The 16946-nt window shown below is 71.3% G+C and carries 17 protein-coding genes and 1 pseudogene; 16 read left to right on the forward strand and 2 right to left on the reverse strand.

All coding sequences use genetic code 11. The features are described 5' to 3' along the window. The first annotated feature begins 362 nt into the window (after positions 1-362). The 11 genes from B100_RS0132595 to metF all read left to right on the forward strand — a co-directional run bounded on the left by B100_RS0132595 (position 363) and on the right by metF (position 11924). On the forward strand, positions 363-905 hold the full coding sequence (locus B100_RS0132595; RefSeq protein ID WP_486585756.1) for a hypothetical protein: 543 nt from the start codon (positions 363-365) through the stop codon (positions 903-905). A 50-nt stretch (positions 906-955) separates the two neighbouring features. Continuing rightward, positions 956-1087, forward strand: a complete 132-nt coding sequence (locus tag B100_RS0132600; protein ID WP_486585757.1) for a MerR family transcriptional regulator — start codon at positions 956-958, stop codon at positions 1085-1087. A 991-nt stretch (positions 1088-2078) separates the two neighbouring features. Further along, the gene (gene mvk, locus B100_RS0132605) at positions 2079-3059 is read left to right on the forward strand and encodes a mevalonate kinase (RefSeq protein ID WP_486585758.1); all 981 of its coding nucleotides are present in this window, start codon (positions 2079-2081) and stop codon (positions 3057-3059) included. After that, positions 3049-4089 (forward strand): diphosphomevalonate decarboxylase, encoded by a 1041-nt coding sequence (gene mvaD, locus B100_RS34650; protein ID WP_078541328.1) that lies wholly within the window; start codon positions 3049-3051, stop codon positions 4087-4089. The genes mvk and mvaD overlap by 11 nt, the downstream gene beginning before the upstream one ends. Beyond that, the gene (locus B100_RS0132615) at positions 4086-5198 is read left to right on the forward strand and encodes a phosphomevalonate kinase (RefSeq protein WP_024888539.1); all 1113 of its coding nucleotides are present in this window, start codon (positions 4086-4088) and stop codon (positions 5196-5198) included. Before mvaD ends, B100_RS0132615 begins: the two co-directional genes overlap by 4 nt. After that, a complete protein-coding gene (gene fni, locus B100_RS0132620) occupies positions 5195-6289 on the forward strand; it encodes a type 2 isopentenyl-diphosphate Delta-isomerase (protein WP_024888540.1) in 1095 nt (364 codons plus the stop codon). The genes B100_RS0132615 and fni overlap by 4 nt, the downstream gene beginning before the upstream one ends. 25 nt (positions 6290-6314) lie before the next feature. Further along, positions 6315-7343: a hydroxymethylglutaryl-CoA reductase gene (locus B100_RS0132625; RefSeq protein WP_024888541.1), complete on the forward strand. Its 1029-nt coding sequence runs from the start codon at positions 6315-6317 to the stop codon at positions 7341-7343. A gap of 3 nt (positions 7344-7346) precedes the next feature. Beyond that, positions 7347-8522, forward strand: coding sequence for a hydroxymethylglutaryl-CoA synthase (locus B100_RS0132630; RefSeq protein ID WP_024888542.1), 1176 nt, complete (start codon positions 7347-7349; stop codon positions 8520-8522). A gap of 134 nt (positions 8523-8656) precedes the next feature. Continuing rightward, positions 8657-9634, forward strand: a complete 978-nt coding sequence (locus B100_RS0132635) for a ketoacyl-ACP synthase III (RefSeq protein ID WP_024888543.1) — start codon at positions 8657-8659, stop codon at positions 9632-9634. A gap of 121 nt (positions 9635-9755) precedes the next feature. Then, positions 9756-10829: a polyprenyl synthetase family protein gene (locus B100_RS0132640; RefSeq protein ID WP_486585759.1), complete on the forward strand. Its 1074-nt coding sequence runs from the start codon at positions 9756-9758 to the stop codon at positions 10827-10829. A 237-nt stretch (positions 10830-11066) separates the two neighbouring features. Beyond that, entirely contained in the window at positions 11067-11924 is an 858-nt protein-coding gene (gene metF / locus B100_RS0132645) for a methylenetetrahydrofolate reductase [NAD(P)H] (protein ID WP_024888545.1), read from the forward strand. 41 nt (positions 11925-11965) lie between these two features. Here the strand turns inward: metF and B100_RS0132650 are convergent, their stop codons facing one another. Both B100_RS0132650 and B100_RS0132655 read right to left on the reverse strand, forming a co-directional pair. Next, a complete protein-coding gene (locus B100_RS0132650; protein WP_024888546.1) occupies positions 11966-12889 on the reverse strand; it encodes an RNA polymerase sigma-70 factor in 924 nt (307 codons plus the stop codon). Continuing rightward, positions 12886-13809 (reverse strand): NAD-dependent epimerase/dehydratase family protein, encoded by a 924-nt coding sequence (locus B100_RS0132655; protein ID WP_024888547.1) that lies wholly within the window; start codon positions 13807-13809, stop codon positions 12886-12888. The genes B100_RS0132650 and B100_RS0132655 overlap by 4 nt, the downstream gene beginning before the upstream one ends. A 680-nt stretch (positions 13810-14489) precedes the next feature. On the opposite strand from B100_RS0132655, the pseudogene B100_RS36825 reads away from it, so the two are divergent. From B100_RS36825 to B100_RS34655, 5 genes and pseudogenes are all read left to right on the forward strand, one after another. Then, positions 14490-14756: pseudogene (locus B100_RS36825) on the forward strand (DNA primase); the annotation flags it as partial. Positions 14757-14904: 148 nt separating this feature from the next. Then, positions 14905-15579, forward strand: a complete 675-nt coding sequence (locus tag B100_RS0132665; protein ID WP_024888549.1) for a hypothetical protein — start codon at positions 14905-14907, stop codon at positions 15577-15579. Between the two features lie 103 nt (positions 15580-15682). Then, entirely contained in the window at positions 15683-16327 is a 645-nt protein-coding gene (locus B100_RS0132670; protein WP_024888550.1) for a ScbR family autoregulator-binding transcription factor, read from the forward strand. A gap of 74 nt (positions 16328-16401) precedes the next feature. Further along, positions 16402-16614 (forward strand): acyl-CoA carboxylase subunit epsilon, encoded by a 213-nt coding sequence (locus B100_RS0132675; RefSeq protein ID WP_024888551.1) that lies wholly within the window; start codon positions 16402-16404, stop codon positions 16612-16614. A 131-nt stretch (positions 16615-16745) separates the two neighbouring features. Then, the coding region (locus B100_RS34655) for a carboxyl transferase domain-containing protein (RefSeq protein WP_037723966.1) at positions 16746-16946 on the forward strand (201 nt) is incomplete at its 3' end.

Genomic DNA, 16946 nt, shown 5'->3' on the forward strand with positions numbered 1-16946 from the left:
ACCGCCGGGCTGCTTTTGCGAGCGGGCCCGAACGAGGCTGTATCGGGACTCGAGTCTCCGGTCGGGTAATTGGACTGCCCGCCGAAGAGCCGCCCCGTTCATGCTCTTCGGGCTCACACATTTTCACCGGACCGGGCGGAGAGCGGAGCATGGAGTTTCTTCACGAAGGCGATCAACCAGGGACAGGGAATGCCGCGTCGGCTCCGAAATGGACACGGGGTGTTCATGCGGCGTACAGAGGTCATGGGGGCGAGCCGACTCATGACGGAGTTCCGATGAGGCCACTCTCATGTCCCGGAGGCCATGCTCGGGAAAGCCGCGCCGCCGCCGGATCCGTTCTGTGCGTTCCCTGCATCAAGCGGGTGGAACGCAATCTGCGCGCACTCCCGGGTCTCCATCAGGAATGCCTGCACCAGGTGTCGCCGCCGGCTCGGCAGACGAATCCGACCAAGGTGTCAGGAAGTCGACGGCGCGACTACATGGACATCTCGGTGCTCGACGTCCGTCACAACATCCTCGCCCTCCTCGAGTCGTGGTCGAGAACGGTCGTGGAGCGGCTCGGAACCACCGCGCCGCGCCGCACCGTCCCCCACCTGGCGCGGTTCCTCACGCTGCACCTGCAGTGGATCACCGCCCAGCCCTCGGTGGTCGAATTCGCGGAGGAAATCGAGGGTCTCGTCGCCGAACTGCGCCGGACCATCGATCCCGACCCGAGCGACGTTCGGACGCTCACCAGGAAGTGCGTCATGGACGGCTGCCCCGGGACGATCAGCGCCTCTCCCCGAAGCGGCGGAAATACGGGAAGCGGCAGCATCTCTTGTTCTTCGGGTCATTCATGGAAAGTTCACGAGTGGCTCGATCTCAGGAAACTTATGGAACGGCAGCGAAAGGGTGTCACCGCATGATCAAGCCTCCGAGTCACAGGCTCGTTCCCACAAAGGTGGCCGCACTCGCCGTGGGCGTGTCCGAAGCGACGATCCGCAAGTGGGTGAGCCGCGGGAAGATAACCCGCTACGGCGCGCCCCACCGTCGCTCGGAGTTCGACATCGAGGAACTGACGGAGCTCGCCCTGCAGCGTCGGCCCTGATCCGGCGGCGGGACATGCCGGGCAGCCGGTTCCGGTGCGGGTGGTGCGGCGGCGTTCCGCTTGCGGAGCTGCCCGCCGCACCGTGGCGTCCCCCGCCTCGGGCGGTCCGCGCCGGGTATTCGTTCCGCCGGCGCCCCCTGTGCGGGGTCGCCGGCACCGGCACCGCCGTCGGACCCGTCGAAGGCCGTCGTCGCACCGCGGACGTGTCCGGCCGGTCGCGACGGCGGCCCCGGCGGCCCGCAGACGGCCTCCGCCCGGCCGGGCGGAGGGGGCGGCGGCCGGCGCCGGCAGACCGCCGAAATCCCCGGCGGGACGGGCGCGTTCGCCTGCGTCGGCTGCGGCGTCCGTCCGGCGTGCCGTTCCGGCATGAGGCTCGGCGGGATCTCGTTCGAAGTGACCCAGGTCACTTCTGCCCGGTGTTGGCGTCACGGCACCACCGTGTCACTATTCACCCACGTCTCCCCTGCCCGAAAGCTGTTGTGAAGCAGGGGGCGCGTGCCGTGGCCGCCGGTCCGCGCACGCCGAACCGGGTCGCCGCCCGCACGACGCCGGCCTCTTCCGTACCCGATGAAAAGCCCGCCCGGGCGTGCGGCGCCGGCTGCCGCGGCGCGCGACGGTCTCGCGCCACGCGCGGACGGGCCGGGCCTTTCCCCCCCACGTCCGCGCAACCCCGTCCGGTCGGTGCACGCCGTCGCACGCGGGACGGGACGCGTGAACACCTCCGCCGGGACGGCGTCACACGGTGTCGACGGCCGGCGGACGAAGTTCCCCGTCGCGTGCGGTGGTCCGGCGGCCGTGGCATCCCCGGGGAGCGGCGCCGTCCGGCGGCTCGCTGCTCCACCCCTGAGCAGCCGTTCCGTGAAAGCTGCGTGCTTGTGCGGACACGGCCCCGTCCGACGTCCTGCTTCATCCCATCTCAGACGATGCGGTCTCCATGCAGAAAAGACAGAGGGAGCTGAGTGCGTTGACCCTACCGAGCTCAGTGGAGGAGGTGTCAGAAGGCCACCGGGCCCGCTCGGTGGGCGTTGGCCGCGCTCACGCCAAGGTCATCCTGCTGGGAGAGCACGCGGTCGTCTACGGCGCTCCGGCGCTCGCCCTTCCGGTTCCGCAGCTGACGGTCACGGCCAACGCCGGATGGTCCTCCCACCTCTTCGAGGGCCAGGGCGACTTGTCCTACACGATGACCGGTTCCCCGTCGCGGGCGATGGTGACGCAGAGCTCCGACGGCCTGCGCCGACTGTTCACCGAGTTCAAGGCCAGGATGGGCGTGGCGGGCAGGCCGCACCTCGACGTGCTCCTCGACAGTGCGATCCCGCTCGGCCGGGGGCTCGGCTCCAGTGCGGCCAGCTCACGTGCGATCGTTTTCGCCCTCGCCGACCTCTTCGGCCTCGAGCTCACCGAGGACACGGCGTTCGACCTGGTGCAAACGGCGGAGAACATGACCCACGGCCGGGCCAGCGGAGTCGATGCCCGAGCCGTCGGCGCGGCGGCCCCGTTGTTGTTCCGGGCGGGTGAGGTCCAGCAGCTGAAAATCGGCTGGGACGGCCTGTTCATCGTCGCGGACAGCGGCGTCGCGGGCAGCACCAATGAAGCGGTCGAGCTGCTGCGTGAAGGGTTCCAGCACCGTGCCGGCGCACAGGAGCGGTTCGTCGACCGGGCGTCGGACCTGACCCGCGCGGCCCAGCAGGCCCTCGCCGAGGGCAAACCGCAGGACCTCGGCCCGCAACTCACCGACTACCACCGGCTGCTCCGCGCGGCAGGCCTCAGCACCGACCGGATCGACGCGCTGGTGGAGGCCGCGATCGAGGCGGGCGGCCTCGGAGCCAAGATCACCGGCGGTGGTCTGGGCGGCTGCATGATCGCCCTGGCCCGGCCGGAGCAGGCCAGGGACGTCACCCGGCGGCTGCACGAGGCCGGCGCCGTACAGACGTGGGTCGTACCGCTGAAGGGGCTCGACAACCATGCGCAGTGAACACGCCACCCCGGTCCGGCCGCGGGAGCAGGGCACCGCGGGAAGCGCCACCGCCGTCGCGCATCCGAACATCGCCCTGATCAAGTATTGGGGCAAGCGCGACGAGCGACTGGTCCTTCCCCGCACCGACAGCCTGTCGATGACGTTGGACATCTTCCCGACGACCACCCGCATCCGGCTCGTTCCCGGAGCCGGGAACGACGACGTGACGTTCAACGGTGTCCCCGCGACGGGCGAGGCGCACCGGCGCATCGTCGCGTTCCTGGAACTGGTGCGGGAGCGGGCCGGGCTCGCGCACCGGGCGGTGGTGGAGACCGAGAACACCGTCCCCACCGGAGCGGGCCTGGCCTCCTCCGCCAGCGGGTTCGCCGCCCTGGCCGTCGCCGCGGCCCGCGCGTACGGGCTCGACCCCGACGCCACGGCACTGTCCCGCCTGGCCCGACGCGGCTCCGGATCGGCGTCGCGGTCGGTCTTCGGCGGTTTCGCAGTCTGGCACGCCGGCACCGGCACCGACGCGGACCTCGGCTCCTACGCCGAGCCGGTGTCCGTGGCGGACATCGACCCGGCGCTGGTCATCGCCGTGGTCAACGCGGGACCCAAGGCCGTCTCCAGCCGGGAGGCCATGCGCCGGACCGTCGACACGTCCCCGCTGTACGGATCGTGGGCCGACTCCAGCCGGGCCGACCTGGCGGAGATGCGGACGGCGCTGCGGCTGGGTGACCTCGAAGCGGTCGGGGAAATCGCGGAGCGCAACGCGTTCGGCATGCACGCGACCATGCTGGCGGCGCGCCCGGCGGTGCGTTACCTGTCGCCCGCCACGCTCACCGTGCTCGATCTGGTGCTCCGGCTCCGGCGGGACGGCGTGCCGGCCTACGCCACCATGGACGCCGGCCCGAACGTCAAGGTGCTCTGCCACCGCGCGGACGCGGACCAGGTGGCCGAGGCCGTGCGCCACGCCGTCCCGGACGGCGCGGCGTACGTCGCCGGACCGGGGCCCGGCGCCCGCCTGCTGGACGAGGCCGGACGATGACACGGCAGGGCGCGGTCGTCCGGCGCGCGCCGGGCAAGCTGTTCGTCGCGGGCGAGTACGCGGTGGTGGATCCCGGGAACCCGGCGATCCTGGTGGCGGTCGACCGGCACGTGGCGGTCACCGTGTCCGGCTCCCCCGACGCCGACACCGTGCTTTCCTCCGACCTCGGTACGCGGCCGGCGCGGGCACGATGGCACGAGGGCGGGCTCGTCGTGCGCGGCGAGGACGGTGCGCGACGGGCGCGCGCCCTCGCCCACGTGATCGCGGCGATCGAGGTCGTGGGCCGGCTGCTGGCCGAACGGGGCCTGCCGGTGCCCGCGCTGTACGTCTCGGTGAGCAGCCACCTGCACGACAACGGCAGGAAGTACGGCTTGGGTTCGAGCGGCGCGGTGACCGTGGCGACCGTTGCGGCCGTGTCGTCCTTCTGCGGCGTGGAACTGTCGCTCGAGGACCGGTTCCGCCTGGCCATGCTCGCCACGGCGCGGATCGACGCCAAGGGCTCCGGCGGTGACCTCGCCGCCAGTACCTGGGGCGGCTGGATCGCCTACCGGGCACCCGACCGCGCCGCCGTACTCGACCTGGAGCGGCGCCTGGGGACCGACAGGACACTGCGCGCGCCCTGGCCGGGTTTCGAGGTGCGCAGGCTGCCGCCGCCCCGGGGACTGTCGCTGGAGGTGGGCTGGACCGGCGAACCGGCCTCCACCGCGGATCTCGTGTCCGACCTGCACCGCCGGACCTGGCGGGGCACCGCCTCCCACCGGCGGTTCGTGGAGGCCACCACCGACTGTGTGCACGCTTCGGTCGCCGCGCTCGAGGCCGGGGACCGCCGGGGACTGCTCGAGCAGATCCGCCGGGCCCGGCGGGAACTGGCGCGCCTGGACGACGAGGTCGGCCTCGGGATCTTCACGACCAGGCTGACGGAGCTCTGCGCCGCCGCCGAAGCCGTCGGAGGCGCGGCCAAGCCCTCGGGGGCGGGGGGCGGCGACTGCGGTATCGCCCTGCTGGACGCCGAAGCGGCATCGGACATTTCACACGTACGGAAGCGGTGGGAAACGGCCGGGGTGCTACCCCTGCCGGTCCGTCCCGCCCCGGAAGGGAACGAGAAATGATCGCTCAGCGCAAGGACGACCACGTACGGCTCGCCGTCGAGCAGCAGCAGGACCACAGCGGACGCAACCAGTTCGACGACGTGTCGTTCGTCCACCACGCCCTGGCCGGCATCGACCGGTCGGACGTGTCCCTGGCCACGGCCTTTGCCGGCATCTCCTGGCAGGTGCCGCTCTACATCAACGCGATGACGGGCGGCAGCGTGAAGACCGGCATCATCAACCGGGACCTGGCCATCGCCGCCCGCGAGACCGGGGTGCCCATCGCGTCCGGGTCCATGAGCGCGTACTTCAAGGACCCCTCGTGCGCCGACACGTTCCAGGTGCTGCGCACGGAGAACCCCGACGGGTTCGTCATGGCGAACGTGAACGCGACGGCATCGGTCGACCAGGCGCGGCGGGCCGTCGGCCTGCTGGAGGCCGATGCCCTGCAGATCCACGTCAACACGGCGCAGGAGACGGTGATGCCGGAGGGCGACCGGTCGTTCTCCTCCTGGGTCCCGCAGATCGAGAAGATCGCCGCGAACGTCGACGTTCCCGTGATCGTCAAGGAGGTCGGCAACGGGCTGAGCCGGCAGACCGTCCTGCTCCTGCGGGACCTTGGCGTGCGGGTGGCGGACCTCGGCGGCCGGGGCGGCACGGACTTCGCCCGCATCGAGAACGGCCGGCGGGACCCCGCCGACTACGCCTTCATGCACGGCTGGGGACAGTCCACCGCCGCCTGCCTCCTGGACGCGCAGGACGTCGGCATTCCGGTGCTCGCCTCCGGCGGCGTGCGCCATCCCCTCGACGTGGCCCGTGCGCTGGCGCTCGGCGCCTCCGGCGTCGGCGCGTCCGGGGGCTTCCTGCGCACCCTCCTCGACGGCGGCGTGCCCGCGCTGGTGTCACAGATCTCGACGTGGCTCGACCAGCTCGCGGCGCTGATGACCATGCTCGGCGCGCGCACCCCCGCCGACCTGGCGCGCTGCGACCTGCTGGTCCACCGCGACCTTCGATCCTTCTGCACGGACCGGGGCGTCGACACCCGGCTGCTCGCCCAGCGGTCCGGCTCCGCCGGCACCTTCCACGAAATGACGGGAGCACATGATGACTGACGCGCACGCGATCGCCGGAGTCCCGATGAGGTGGGTGGGACCCGTGCGCATCTCGGGGAACGTCACCACCACCGAGACCCAGGTGCCGCTCGCCACCTACGAGTCGCCGCTGTGGCCGTCGGTGGGCCGGGGAGCGAAGGTCTCCATGCTGGCCGAGAAGGGCATCGTCGCCACGCTCGTGGACGAGCGGATGACACGTTCGGTGCTCGTCGAGGCGACGGACGCGCAGACCGCGTACGCCGCCGCGCGGGCGATCGAGACGCGCATCGACGAGCTGCGCGAGGTGGTGCGCGGCTGCAGCCGGTTCGCCCGGCTGATCGGCATCCGGCACGAGATCAACGCCAACCTGCTCTTCGTCCGGTTCGAGTTCTCCACCGGGGACGCCTCCGGCCACAACATGGCCACCCTCGCCTCCGACGTGCTCCTGCAGCACCTGCTGAAGACGATCCCGGGCATCTCCTACGGATCGATCTCCGGGAACTACTGCACGGACAAGAAGGCCACCGCGGTCAACGGCATCCTCGGCCGCGGCAAGAACGTGGTCACGGAACTGCTCGTGCCGCGCGACGTGGTCGAGAAGGTCCTGCACACCACGGCCGCCAAGATAGTCGAGCTGAACATCCGCAAGAACATGCTCGGCACCCTGCTCGCCGGCGGCATCCGCTCGGCGAACGCCCACTTCGCGAACATGCTGCTCGGCTTCTACCTGGCCACGGGCCAGGACGCGGCCAACATCGTCGAGGGCTCCCAGGGCGTCGTCATGGCCGAGGACCGGGACGGGGACCTGTACTTCGCCTGCACGCTGCCGAACCTGATCGTCGGCACGGTGGGCAACGGCAAGGGCCTCAGCTTCGTGGAGACGAACCTGACCCGGCTCGGCTGCAAGGCCGACCGCGAGCCCGGGGAGAACGCGCGCCGGCTCGCCGTCATCGGGGCGGCGACCGTGCTGTGCGGTGAGCTCTCGCTCCTGGCAGCACAGACGAACCCCGGCGAACTCATGCGCGCGCACGTCCAGTTGGAACGCGACGACAAGACAGCAAAGGTCGGTGTTTAGGAGATGTCCAACGATTCCGCGATCGGAATTCACGATCTGTCCTTCGCTACTACCGAGTTCGTCCTGCCCCACACGGAACTCGCCGAGCACAACGGCACCGAGATCGGCAAGTACCACGTGGGCATCGGCCAGCGGTCGATGAGCGTGCCCGCCGCCGACGAGGACATCGTGACCATGGCCGCCGCCGCAGCAGCCCCCCTCATCGCCCGGCACGGCGCGGACCTCATACGCACGGTCGTCCTCGCGACGGAGTCGTCGATCGACCAGGCCAAGGCCGCCGGCGTGTACGTGCACTCCCTGCTCGGCCTGCCGTCGGCCACCAGGGTCGTCGAGCTGAAGCAGGCCTGCTACGGGGCGACGGCCGCCCTGCAGTTCGCCATCGGCCTGGTGCGGCGCGATCCCGCCCAGCGGGTCCTCGTGATCGCCAGCGACGTGTCCAAGTACGAGCTGGACAGCCCGGGCGAGGCCACCCAGGGCGCGGCCGCGGTGGCCATGCTGGTCGGCGCGGACCCGGCCCTGGTGCGCATCGAGGAGCCGTCGGGCCTGTTCACCGCCGACGTCATGGACTTCTGGCGGCCGAACTACCGTGAGGCCGCACTGGTCGACGGGCAGGAGTCCATCGCCGCATACCTGCAGGCAGTGGAAGGCAGCTGGAAGGACTACGGTGAGCAGGGCGGCCGCCCGCTGGAGGAGTTCGCCGCGCTCTGCTACCACCAGCCGTTCACCAAGATGGCCTACAAGGCCCACCGCCACCTGCTGAACTACTGCGGGTACGACCCCGACAAGGACGCGGTCGAGCGCGCCATCGGACGGACCACGTCATACAACACCGTCATCGGCAACAGCTACACCGCGTCGGTGTACCTCGGCCTCGCCTCGGTGCTCGACCAGGCGGACGACCTGACCGGCCGGCCCGTCGGCTTCCTCAGCTACGGATCCGGCAGCGTCGCCGAGTTCTTCGCCGGCACCGTCGTCCCGGGGTACCGGGAGCACCTGCGGACCGCGGCGCACAACGAGGCGGTCGACCGGCGCAGGCCACTCGGCTACGCCGAGTACCGCGAACTGCACGAGCGGTCCTTCCCGACCGACGGAGGCGATCACCCCACCCCGTCGCAGACCACCGGGCCCTTCCGGCTGGCCGGGCTCAGCGGTCACAAGCGCATCTACGAGAAGCGCTAGGGCACCCGCGGGCTCGCGGGCAGGCGGGCGGTTCCGCCGGGGCCGCCCGCCTGCGGGCCGGGGCCCCCGCGGCCGCCGGCACGCACATGCAGTGCACGCAGTGATTTCCACACTTTTGAAGGGGGGGCAGCCGCATGAGCGACGTCAGAGTCCTCGGCACGGGTGCCTACGTGCCCGAACGGATCGTCACCAACGACGAGGTCGGCACGGCAGCCGGCGTCGACGACGCCTGGATCACCCGTAAAACCGGGATGAAACAGCGACGCTGGGCCGCGCCCGGCCAGGCCACCTCGGACCTGGCCACCGAAGCCGCCCGCGCCGCGCTCACCTCGGCCGGCATCACCGCCGACCACCTGTCCGCCATCGTCGTCGCCACCTCCACACCCGACCGGCCCCAGCCCCCCACCGCCGCCTACGTCCAGCACCACCTCGGTGCCACCAACGCCGCCGCCTTCGACGTCAACGCCGTCTGCTCCGGAACCGTCTTCGCGCTCTCCGCCGCCGAGGGCATCCTCGCCCGCCAAGGCGGCCACGCCCTCGTCATCGGCGCCGACATCTACTCGCGCATCCTCAACCCCACCGACCGCAAAACCGTCATCCTCTTCGGCGACGGCGCCGGCGCACTCGTTCTGGGCGCCACCGGCCAGGGCCCGCGTATCCGCCACATGACCCAGCACACCTTCGGCGAGCTCTCCCACCTGATCCACGTCCCCGCCGGCGGCAGCCGCCACCCCCTGGACCACCCCGCACTCGACGCCGGCCGGCAGTACTTCGCCATGACCGGACGCGACGTCGCCCGCTTCGTCACCGACCACCTCCCCCCGCTCACCAAGCAGTTCCTCCACGAGGCCGGCGTCACCCCCGACGACATCCGCCACTTCGTCCCCCACCAGGCCAACGGACGCCTCCTGGAAACCGTCTTCACCGACCTGGCCCTGCCCAACGCCACCATGCACCAGACCCTCACCCACTACGCCAACACCGGAGCCGCCTCCCTGCCCATCACCCTCGACGCCGCAGCCCGTCAGGGCGCCTTCCACCCCGGCGACCTCGTCCTCCTCGCCGCCTTCGGAGGCGGCATGGCAGCCGGGCTCGCACTGATCGAGTGGTGAAGGGACTACACCGGCCCGCCCTGCCCGCAGCCGACGAGGACGGCACGCACGGCGGAGGCCGGCCAAGCCGTCGACCCGGCTCCGTGCCCCCGTGCACACCCCTGCGCACAAGGAGAAACGTGTGACTGCACAAGTGCCCCCCCGGTCGGGTGCGGACCGGGAGCCGGCCGCCACCGCGCGCCGCACCAGTGAGGAACTGCTGCAGCGCGTGGAGCGGGAGCTGCGTTCCTTCCTCGCGGCCGAACGCGACGTCTGGGCCGAGGTGGACGAGCGGGCCGTCGTCGCCATCGACGCGCTGTCCGACCTGGTCGCGTCGGGCGGCAAGCGTATCCGGCCGGCCTTCTGCGTCACCGGTCATCTCGCCGCGGGCGGTGACCCGCAGGCCCCCGGGATCGTGGCGGCCGCCGCGGCTCTCGAGATGCTGCACGTCTCCGCCCTCGTCCACGACGACATCTTCGACGCCTCCGTCCAGCGGCGCGGTGAGCCGACCGTCCACTCGAAGCACTCCGCGCTGCACACCCGCCATGCGTGGCAGGGCGAGTCGCGCCGGTTCGGTGAGAGCGTGGCCGTACTCGTCGGCGACCTGGCCCTGGTCTACTCGGAGCAGCTGATGTCCCGGGCGCCGTCGACGGTGGTCCCGGTGTGGAGCATGCTGCGCTCGGAGCTGATGATCGGTCAGTACCTGGATCTCGCCGCGGCCGCGGAGTTCTCCGTCGACCCCCGACTCTCCCGGCTGATCGCCCTGGTCAAATCCGGCCATTACACCATCCACCGGCCGCTGGCCGTAGGGGCGAGCGTGGCGGGACGCCCCGACCTCGCCCCCGCCTTCAGGGAGTACGGAGAGGCGGTGGGCGAGGCGTTCCAGCTCCGCGACGACCTGCTGGACGCGTTCGGGAGCTCCGCGGACACCGGAAAACCCGCCGGACTCGACTTCAGCCAGCACAAGATGACCCTGCTCCTCGGCTGGGCGATGCAGCGGGACGAGCACATCCGCAGCCTGATCACGGAACCGGGACACTCACCCGCCGAGGTGCGCGGCCGCCTTCTGGACACCGGTGTCCCCTCCGACGTCGAGAAGCACATCACCGACCTCGTCGAACGGGGCTGCAAGGCCATCGCCGACGCGCCCGTGGACCCGGTGTGGCGCAGCGAACTGACGGACATGGCCGTGCGGGTCGCCTACCGCAACGCCTGATGCGCGACGCCGGGAAAAGAACGCCCCCACGCACACACGGCAGAACCGCGCGTTCCCTCGAGGGGCCGGTGCCGCGCTGCGCGAAGCGGGCCGGCGACGACGGCGGACCGAAGGCGGCAGTCGGGGCCGCGGCCCGACCGGTGGGCGCGTGACGACCGAGAACCGTTCCCCCGCCCCGTGCGAGGCCTCCCCGGAGGACTTCCGCAGCCGGCGGGCCCTCACCGCAGGCGGATTCCCATGACGACCTTCTCCTTCGAGTTCTTCCCGCCCCGTACCGCGGCCGGCGAGCGCACCCTCTGGGACGCCGTCCGCCGCGTGGAGGCCCTGCGCCCCGACTTCGTCTCGGTCACCTACGGGGCCGGGGGCTCCTCACGCGACCGGACGATCGACGTCACCAGGCGCATCGCGGCCGAGACCACCCTGCGCCCCGTCGCCCACCTGACCGCCGTCGGCCACTCGGTCGCCGAACTGCGCCACATCATCGGCATGTACGCGGACGCCGGCATCCGGGACGTGCTCGTGCTGCGCGGCGACCCGCCAGGAGACCCCCAAGGCCGCTGGACGCCGCACCCCCAGGGGTTCACGTATGCGTACGAACTCGTCGAACTCGTCCGTTCCCTGGGTGACTTCGTGATCGGGGTGGCCGCCTTCCCCGAGAGGCACCCGCGTTCACCGGACTGGGAGAGCGACGTCCGGCACTTCGTGGCGAAGTGCCGGGCCGGTGCCGACTACGCCATCACGCAGATGTTCTTCCGGGCCGAGGACTACCTGAGGCTGCGCGACCGGGTGGTGGCCGCGGGCTGCGACATCCCGATCATCCCGGAGATCATGCCCGCCACCGACGTGCGCCAGATCCGCCGCTTCGCCGAGCTGTCCGGAGCCACCTTTCCGGAGGACCTCGCCCACCGCCTCGAGACGGCCCGCGACAGCCCGGCCGAGGGACACCACATCGGTGTGGACCACGCCACCGCCCTGGCGGAACGCCTCCTCGCCGAAGGCGCCCCCGGGCTGCACTACATCACCCTGAACCGCGCCACCGCCGCCCTCGACATCCACCGCGCCGTCCGGCACTCGGGGAGCGTCGGCGCCCACTGAGCCCGGGCACTCTCCCGGGCCGCCCGCCGGCGAACCGGCGGTCAGCCCACGGACCGGCGTGCCTGCCTCACCGCGCGGTTGATCGCCCAGGCGTCCGCCACCGGGCCCAGATGGCCGAGCTTGTCGGGGTTGATCACCGCGCGGATCGTCTGGATCTGCCCGTCGAGCACGTCGAGCGTCCAGGTGTTGAGCACCTTGTCGTCCCGGGCGCGGAAGATCGCGCCGGGCTGGCCGTTCACCTCATGCCGCTCCAGCGTCACGTCGACCCGCGCCAGCATGGGGAAGACCGAGGCGAGCAGCCGGGTCACGTTGTCGGCGCCGACCACGGTCCTGGCGAGCTGCGGGGCCTTGCCGCCGCCGTCCCCGACCAGGGACACGTCGGCGGCGAGCAGCTCCCGCAGCCCGTCGAAGTCGCCCTCCCGCAGGGCATCGAAGAACCGCGCCGCCAGCCTGTCCCGCTCCTGGCGGTCCGCCTCGAACCGGGGGCGCCCCGCTTCCATGTGGCGCCGCGCCCGCACCGCGAGCTGGCGGCACGCCGCCTGGGACCTGCCCACGGCGGTCGCGACCTCGGGAAAGCCGAACCCGAACACCTCCCGCAGGACGAAGACCGCACGCTCGAGCGGGCTGAGCCGCTCGAGCAGCAGCAGGGCCGCCATCGACACCGATTCGGCCAGTTCGGCCGACCGGGCCGGATCCTGGGCGGGGTCGGTCAGCAGCGGCTCGGGAAACCACGGGCCGACGTACTCCTCCCGCTGGAAGCGGGCCGAGCGCAGCACGTCGATGGAGATCCGGGTGACCGTGGCGGAGAGGAAGGCCTTGGTCGACTTCGGCTGCGTCGGGGAGGTCGCGTAACGCAGCCAGGTCTCCTGGACGGCGTCCTCGGCGTCACTCACGCTGCCCAGCAGCCGGTAGGCGATCGAGAACAACAGGGGCCGCAGCTCCTCGAACTCTTCGGTCCGCGTCATGCCAGCCCTTCCCTGAAGCCTTGGCGCCATGAAGGGTAGCGCAGCTCCCAGCCCAGTTCCCGCTTGGCTTTGGCGTTGGAGAACCCGCGCCCTTCGGTCATCATCGTCACCATGGCTTCCCCGGCCAGCAGCCGGCCCAGCCACCCGGGTACTCGCAGGGGCCGCTTCGCCCCCGCGCACTCCGCCAGATGGGGCAGCCACTCGCTGACCGGGGCGGGCTCGTCGTCGACGATGTTGAACACGCCGTGCGCCTTCTGCTCCACGGCCAGGACGGTCGCGTTCGCCGCGTCGTCCAGATGCACCCAGGAGAAGTGGCCGGTGCCGGCTCCGACGAGCGGCAACTGCCGTCTGCGCACCAGCTCGACCCGCTCGTCGACGACGCACGGCCCGTAGAGCCCGCCGTACCGCAGGGCCGCGCCGCCCGCCGTGACGATGACCTCCTCGAGGCGCCGGACGGCCTCCGCCGTCCTGCGCGCCGTGGTGTTCTCCTCCGGGGCGAGCGGGTCCTCCTCCGTCTTCACCCACCCGCCCTCTCGGATGCCGTTCGCGACGCCGGTGCTGCGTACGACGAAGTGGGCGACCCCGGTCGCCTCGGCGGCGGCCAGCAGGTGGTCCGTACCCTCCGAGCGCAGGTGGTTGGTGGTGTCGAACCACCGGTCGGGATGCTTGATGTCGGCCTTCTTGCCGCTGACCACGGCCATCTGGTGCACGATCACGTCCGGCTGGGCCATGGCCACCGCCTCGCCGACCGCCGCCGCGTCCAGCCCGTCCATCACAACCCCGTCCGCGCCGAGCCGCGTCAGCAGGCCCAGCTTGGCCGCACTCGTCGTCGTCGCCGTCACCTGGTGGCCACGAGCCACGAGCCGCGGTATCAGCCGCATCCCTATGGCGCCGGTCCCGCCCGCCAAGAACACCCGCATGATCACCAACTTCCCGCCACCGGCGTCTGTCTCCTGAACCTGAGACGAGTCAGCCCGGCCGTCTGTGACATGGCGCGGAAAGCCGGCCCGCACGAACGCGTCCCTCAGGCGCCGGAAGCCGCCCCGACGGCCATCGGGCCTCCAGGTCGCAGCCGTGCCCGCGGCCGGACGAGCGGCGGTGGGCCCGGGCCGCCGGACGGCGACTGCGACCGGCCGGTCCCCCCCCCTCGCCGGATCCGGCAACTCCGGTCGCCGGTCCGGTCCCAACCGACCCCTGACAGCCGTGTCGACGCTCTGTTCTGGTTACCGCACGTGACTCCTTCTGCCACATTCGTTTCGCTAATCTGTTTCAATCGTTCGGTCGCTAGAGTCGCTGTGGGGGATGCGGATGGCTGCTGAGCTGCGAATTCGGCGCAGCGACCCACGAGATTCAGGCATCTGCCAGGCCACCTCTCCCCGGTCGGTCCAGCCCTTCGTCCCCGGCAGCGGGCGGGCGTGGCGGTGTCTGCCCCTCCCAGGAGGCGCCGCATGACGGTCGGCGGTCAGCACGATCTCTTCGACGCACAGGCGGTCGCCGGGCAGATCCTCGCCCGGAGCGCGCTGGAAGCCCGTGAGCGCAGGAAGAACGCCGAGGCGGCGGCCGCGGCCGGGGGAGAGGTGACGCCGGCCGGGCTGCTTCCGGCACCCGCTGGCAGGTCGACGAGGACGACACGGTGCTGTGGGCCGCCGGAGATCTGGCGCAGTCCCTGGCGGTCACCGATCCGTGCGGTGTGCACAGCACCAGCGCGTTGCAGCAGCACCGGCGGCGGGCGTTGAGCACCAGCGGCATCAACGCGATGCCGGCACAGGCCAGGACGGCGCCCGGCATGGTCCTCAACGCGGCGCTGCTGGACGCCGACCCGTACGCGCTGTGCACACCGGCCGGCCGTCCGCGCCCCCGGGTAGGCGCTCGGGGTGACGCATGGCAACAAACCGCCCAGCCGGTTTGATGTAATGGTGTCCCATCGCCTGCTCGCGCGGTGGAACACGCGGCAGAGACATCGGCACCCACAGGCGCCGTGCGGCGGTCCGCACGGCTCGACGTAGGCGGTCCTCATGGTTCTGCGGCATTTGCGTCTCATCGCGGTGAACATCGACGGAGTACTGCTGAACGACACGTTCAGCCCTGTCATCCACCGGTTCGTGGCCGACCTCGGCGGTGTCTACACCGCCGAGGTGGAACGCGCGCTGCTGTCGCAGCCGCAACTCGAGGCCGCCGCGGCTCTCGGTATCCCGGGGGTCACGCCCGAGGAGGTCGTGGAGGCCTACTTCCGCAGGCGGCAGGAGTACCTCCGCGAACACCCCGTACGGGTGCTGGACGGCGCCGGCGCCCTCCTCGGCCGGCTGCGCGCCACGGGAGCGGCCCTGGTGTGCTACGGCGGGCTCGGGCGCCCTCATTTCGACCGTCATCTGGGCTCGTACGCGGAGCACTTCGACGGCCCCCGGTACGTGTGCACCGACGGGTTCCGTCCCGGCGTCCGGGAGATCGCCGAGGACGTCTTCGGGCTCCGGTGCGACCAGGCGCTCTTCATCGACGACGTGGCGCGCGTGGCCGAGGCCGCACGGGCCCTGGGGGCGGCGTTCATCGGGCATCCGACCACCTACGAACACAGCTTCCAGCGGCGGTTGATGCGCGAGGCCGGGGTCCGTCACCTGGTCGGTTCGCTTGACGCGATAGACGAGTCGTTGTTGCGCACGGTGGACGCCGAGGCCGCGGCCGGATGTCCGTGACCGAAATATTGGCTCAACTTTGGCTGCCCGGTAAGGTACGATCCGGACGGTTTGTTTTAATGTATCGCCGCTTCGGAGCGCGACGAACGCGAAGTGAGGTCCCATGGCCCAGCAGGAACGAGCGGTCAGGACCCGCCGCGCAGTGCTGGAGGCAGCCGCCACTGTCTTCGCGGAGCACGGGTACGCCGCGGCCACGGTCGCGGACATCCTCAAGACCGCGGGAGTGACCAAGGGCGCCCTCTACTTCCACTTCGACTCCAAGGAAGCGCTGGCCAAGGGTGTTCTGGAGATACAGACGGACCAGCCCCTGCCCGAGAACGGGATCAAGCTCCAGGAGATGGTGGACCTCGCCATGACGGTGTCCCACCGGCTGGTGCACGATTCGATCCTCCGGGCCGGCGCCCGGCTCTCGGCGGATCCCAACGGCCGCAAGCACTACGGCAGCGCTTGGCCGATGTGGGTCGACATGCTGACGGAGATCCTGACCGAGGCCCGCCGGCGCGGGGAGACCCTGTCCCACGTGGTGCCGCGCGAGGTCGCGGAGATGCTGGTCAGCGCGTTCAACGGCGTACAGCTCTACGCCCAGCTCGAGACCGACCTGAACGACGTCGAACAGCGGGTCTCGATCCTGATGAAGCACCTGCTGCCCTCCATCGCCTCCCCCGCAGTGCTGATGCGGCTGGACGTGGCCCCGGATCGCGGGGCACGCCTGCTCGGCGAGTCGGCACCCGTGACCGAGCCGGTCTGACACGTCGCCTCCAGGAAGAGCCGAGGCTGTCTTGAGCCCTGCGATGCACTGTGGGTCGCAGGGAAGGGGGGGCCGTGGACAGTGCCGGGGACAAGGTGGTGGCCCTGCTGAGGATCGAGCGCGGGCAGGCCACCGAGGAAGAGCTCGCCGCGGTCGCCGTGACGCTGTTCTCGGTGGTCTCCAGACGCGGGGACGGAGCCAGGAGCGCTGATCGGGGCCGGTCCGTCGCGCACTGGCACCGGACGTGGCGGACCGGGGTCTACCGGGCGCCGCACAGCTGGAGATGACGTGCCCGCCGGGCGGTGCCGTGACCCAGCCGCCTGCTTCCCGGACGAGAACCGCGCCAGCGGTTTGGTGTTGCGGGTGCGCGCCGTCCCCACGGGCCGTGTCCGCGTCGACCGAGAGGAAGAGGACTGTCATGGCGACGGTGATGGAACCCTCCGGGCTCCAGGCGGGGCCGGCCGACGCGCGCGGACGCGTGGCCGAACTGCACGGGATCCGTGCCCAGGCACTGGCCGGCCCGGGCGAGAAGGCGACCCGGGCGCAGCATGCCAAGGGCAAGCTGACCGCGCGGGAGCGCATCGAACTGCTGCTGGACGCGGGTTCGTTCCGTGAGGTG

This window comes from Streptomyces sp. CNH189 (genome assembly GCF_000527195.1).

Excerpts from the sequence above, each read along its gene's own strand:
- fni (WP_024888540.1), top strand. The coding sequence starts at position 5,195 with ATGATCGCTCAGCGCAAGGACGACCACGTACGGCTCGCCGTCGAGCAG.
- metF (WP_024888545.1), top strand. The coding sequence starts at position 11,067 with ATGACGACCTTCTCCTTCGAGTTCTTCCCGCCCCGTACCGCGGCCGGC.
- B100_RS0132635 (WP_024888543.1), top strand. The coding sequence starts at position 8,657 with ATGAGCGACGTCAGAGTCCTCGGCACGGGTGCCTACGTGCCCGAACGG.
- B100_RS0132650 (WP_024888546.1), bottom strand. The coding sequence starts at position 12,889 with ATGACGCGGACCGAAGAGTTCGAGGAGCTGCGGCCCCTGTTGTTCTCG.
- B100_RS0132625 (WP_024888541.1), top strand. The coding sequence starts at position 6,315 with ATGAGGTGGGTGGGACCCGTGCGCATCTCGGGGAACGTCACCACCACC.
- B100_RS0132630 (WP_024888542.1), top strand. The coding sequence starts at position 7,347 with ATGTCCAACGATTCCGCGATCGGAATTCACGATCTGTCCTTCGCTACT.
- B100_RS0132615 (WP_024888539.1), top strand. The coding sequence starts at position 4,086 with ATGACACGGCAGGGCGCGGTCGTCCGGCGCGCGCCGGGCAAGCTGTTC.
- B100_RS0132655 (WP_024888547.1), bottom strand. The coding sequence starts at position 13,809 with ATGCGGGTGTTCTTGGCGGGCGGGACCGGCGCCATAGGGATGCGGCTG.
- B100_RS0132665 (WP_024888549.1), top strand. The coding sequence starts at position 14,905 with ATGGTTCTGCGGCATTTGCGTCTCATCGCGGTGAACATCGACGGAGTA.
- mvaD (WP_078541328.1), top strand. The coding sequence starts at position 3,049 with ATGCGCAGTGAACACGCCACCCCGGTCCGGCCGCGGGAGCAGGGCACC.
- B100_RS0132670 (WP_024888550.1), top strand. The coding sequence starts at position 15,683 with ATGGCCCAGCAGGAACGAGCGGTCAGGACCCGCCGCGCAGTGCTGGAG.